Source organism: Cellulomonas septica (assembly GCF_012396155.1).
GTDB lineage: Bacteria > Actinomycetota > Actinomycetes > Actinomycetales > Cellulomonadaceae > Cellulomonas > Cellulomonas septica.
In genome coordinates this window covers 1-3,229 of sequence record NZ_JAAXOY010000406.1, presented here as the reverse complement: position 1 = coordinate 3,229, position 3,229 = coordinate 1, and the positions used below count along the sequence as shown (strand labels likewise).

At 72.6% G+C, this 3,229-nt stretch carries 1 protein-coding gene and 1 pseudogene; both read right to left on the bottom strand.

Features of this window, described 5'->3' with window-relative positions:
• Positions 1-61 (bottom strand): hypothetical protein (locus tag HGA02_RS21045; protein WP_246247813.1); only part of this gene is annotated, 61 nt, incomplete at its 3' end.
• A gap of 32 nt (positions 62-93) precedes the next feature.
• Positions 94-3,009: pseudogene (leuS, locus tag HGA02_RS14030) on the bottom strand (leucine--tRNA ligase); the annotation flags it as partial.
• Between the last annotated feature and the right edge of the window lie 220 nt (positions 3,010-3,229).

Here is a 3,229-nt window from a genome sequence, read left to right as displayed (position 1 = left end):
CTGTGCCGCAGGCAGGGTCGACGACCGTGTCGTGCACCGTCGGCCGAACGCAGTCGACCATCGCCCGGATGATCGGTCGCGGTGTGAAGTACTGGCCGGCACCACGTTGACGAGGCGCGGCGCGCGCACGATCACGGTGCGGACGTCCCGGCCTGCGAGCGCGCGCTGCACGCCCGCGTCGGCCAGGGCGAGCGCGGTGAGCTCGTCGTCGGCGATCTCGGTGCTGACCTCGACGCGGCCGCGCACCTTGCCCTGGACCTGCAGGACGCAGGTGACGGTCTCCTCGACGAGGTGGGCCGGGTCGGCGACCGGGAACGGCTCGTGCGCGAGCGACCGGTCGTGACCGAGCCGCTGCCACAGCTCCTCGGCGACGTGCGGTGCGACCGGCGCGGTCATGAGGACGAGCGCCTCGACGGCCGCGCGCGGGGCTGCGTCGAGCGTCGTGAGGTGGTTGTTCAGCACGATGAGCTTGGCGATCGCGGTGTTGAGGCGCATGGCCTCCATGTCCGCGGTGACGTCGGCGATCGTGCGGTGCAGGACGCGCAGGGTCTCGGTCGACGGTGCGTCGTCCGTCACGACCAGCGCGCCGGTCGTCTCGTCGACGACGTTGCGCCACAGCCGCTGGAGGTAGCGCTGCGACCCGACGACCGCGCGGGTCTCCCACGGGCGCGACAGGTCGAGCGGGCCCATCGACATCTCGTACACGCGCAGCGTGTCCGCGCCGTACTCGGCGTACATCTCGTCGGGCGTGACGGCGTTCTTGAGGGACTTGCCCATCTTCCCGTACTCGCGGGTGACGGGCTGCCCCTGCCACGTGAAGGCGTCGCCGTCCTCGACGACCTCGTCGGCGGGCACGTAGACGCCGCGCTCGTCGGTGAAGGCCGCCGCCTGGATGTAGCCCTGGTTGAAGAGCTTGTGGAACGGCTCGGCGCTCGACACGTGGCCGAGGTCGAACAGCACCTTGTGCCAGAACCGGGCGTACAGCAGGTGCAGGACGGCGTGCTCGACGCCGCCGACGTACAGGTCGACGCCGCCGACGGAGTCGCCCGGCTGCGCACCGTGACCGGGGCCCATCCAGTAGCGCTCGAGCGCGGGGTCGACGAGCCGCTCGTCGTTGGTCGGGTCCAGGTAGCGCAGGTAGTACCAGCACGACCCGGCCCAGTTGGGCATCGTGTTGGTGTCGCGGCGGTACTGCTTCGGGCCGTCGCCCAGGTCGAGCGTGAGCGTCACCCACTCGTCGTTGCGGCCCAGCGGCGCCTCGGGCGACGACTGCGCGTCGTCGGGTGCGAAGGTGCGCGGCGCGTAGTCGGGCACCTCGGGGAGCGTCACGGGCAGCGCGTCGGCCGGCAGCGCGACGGGCAGGTCGTGCTCGTCGTAGACGATCGGGAACGGCTCGCCCCAGTAGCGCTGGCGGCTGAAGAGCCAGTCGCGCAGACGGTAGGTGACGGTGCCCTCGCCGATGCCGTGCTGCTCGAGCCACGCGATGATCGCGGCCTTCGCCTCGGGGACCGACAGGCCGTCGAGCGAGATCTCGTCGTTCGACGAGTTGATGATGCTGCCGTCGCCCGTGCGTGCGCCGTCGGGCGTGCCCTCGGGGGCGTCGACGGTATAGACGACCGGCAGCTCGAACGCCTGCGCGAACGCGAAGTCGCGCTCGTCGCCGCCGGGGACCGCCATGATCGCGCCGGTGCCGTAGCCCATGAGGACGTAGTCGGCGGTGAAGACCGGCAGCAGCTCGCCGTTGACGGGGTTCGCGGCCAGGTGGCCGGTGAACACGCCCGTCTTGCGGCCCGCGTCGGCCTGACGCTCCACGGCCGTCTTCGCGGCGGACTCCCGGCGGTACGCCGCGACGGCGTCGACGGGCGTGCGGTGGCCGCCGGTCCACGCCGCGTGCGTGCCGTCCGGCCACGTCGACGGGACCTCGTCGAGGAGCGGGTGCTCGGGCGCCACGACGACGAACGTCGCACCGAACAGCGTGTCGGGGCGCGTCGTGAAGACCTCGACCTCGCTGCCGCCCTGCACCGCGAACCGCACCTGCGCACCCTGCGAGCGGCCGATCCAGTTGCGCTGCATCGAGCGGACCTTGTCGGGCCAGTCGATGTGCTCGAGGTCGTCCGCCAGGCGGTCGGCGTACGCGGTGATCCGCATGTTCCACTGGCGCAGGTTGCGCTGGAACACCGGGAAGTTGCCGCGCTCGGAGCGCCCGTCGGCCGTGACTTCCTCGTTCGCCAGCACCGTGCCCAGCCCCGGGCACCAGTTGACCGGCGTCTCCGAGACGTACGCGAGGCGCTGGGAGTCGACGACGCGGCGACGCGTCACCTCGTCGAGGTCCGCCCACGTCGCGCCGTCGGCGACGCCGTCGACGCCCTCGGGCAGCGGGCGGCCGGCCTCGTACGCCGCGACCAGGTCCGCGACCGGCCGGGCCGCGCCGCGACCGCCGTCGGGACGCACCGCGTCCTCGTCGTACCAGGACTCGAAGATCTGCAGGAAGATCCACTGCGTCCAGCGGACGTAGTCGGGGTCGATCGTGGCGAACGAGCGGCGCGGGTCGTGCGCGAGGCCCAGCCGGCGCAGCTGGCGCTGCATGATCTCGATGTTCGCCTCGGTCGTCGTGCGCGGGTGCTGACCCGTCTGCACGGCGTACTGCTCGGCCGGCAGGCCGAACGCGTCGAAGCCCAGCGCGTGCAGCACGTTGTCGCCCTGCATGCGGCGGAAGCGCGCGACGACGTCCGTCGCGATGTACCCGAGCGGGTGCCCGACGTGCAGGCCCGCGCCCGAGGGGTACGGGAACATGTCCATGACGAAGAACGACCGGCTCCCCGGCTGCGCGAGCCGCCCGTCGCCGTCGGTGAGCTCACCCACCGGGTTGGCGGCGAAGAACGTCCCGCGGCGCTGCCACTCGTCCTGCCAGCGGAGCTCGATCTCCTGCGCGAGGGCGGCGGTGTAGCGGAACGGGACCTCGCCCGACGGGCTGGTCGGGGCGGGGGCGGAGGTGTCCTGCGACGTCACCCGAGGAGTTTACCGACGCGCCCGTGACACCCGCACACACCGGTCACCCCCGCGCTGACCCACGTCCGCGGCGCCTCGTGCCCGGGTGGGCGCACCGGTGGACCTGCGGCGGGGCCGGCCCGCTCCTAGCATCGCGCCATGAGCGACACCTCGGACGCCGCGCGGCTCGCCGCGGCGGAGGCGGAGACGTACTCGAAGTTGCGCCCGCACAGCGGTGTCC